Source organism: Gilvimarinus gilvus (assembly GCF_030518155.1).
GTDB lineage: Bacteria > Pseudomonadota > Gammaproteobacteria > Pseudomonadales > Cellvibrionaceae > Gilvimarinus > Gilvimarinus gilvus.
This window is the reverse complement of sequence record NZ_JAULRU010000706.1, coordinates 1-371: the sequence shown is the minus strand read 5'-3', so window position 1 is coordinate 371 and position 371 is coordinate 1. Positions and strand designations below refer to the sequence as shown.

Annotated in this window: 1 protein-coding gene; it reads right to left on the bottom strand. The window is 30.7% G+C overall.

Annotated elements, in window-relative coordinates:
* The coding region (locus QWI17_RS18070; protein ID WP_302723927.1) for a hypothetical protein at positions 1–371 on the bottom strand (371 nt) is incomplete at both ends.

Genomic DNA, 371 nt, shown 5'->3' with positions numbered 1-371 from the left:
ATTTATTCGAAAGTTTATAAACTCCAGGAGATGCTAATCCATCTATCCAAGCGGTTAAATTTCTGTATTCGTAATTTTTTCTATTTCCTCCAACATTTGCATTAAAACTGAAATCACCCCACTTATCAGTATAAGTTAATAAGAAATCGATATTTGTTTCAGTTTTAGAAACATCTTGTCTTTTATAATAACCTTTTGGTGTACGATTCATATCAAATGGACGTTTCTGTTCGCGCAATTGTGTATACGTATTAATTGCAGGACGTAACATTAAGCTCAATTTATTGCTTAATTTAAAATCCGCTCTAATATTTCCAACAATTTGATTACTACTCATAGGATTAATAGCTTCGTAAGCAATAGCATAAGGA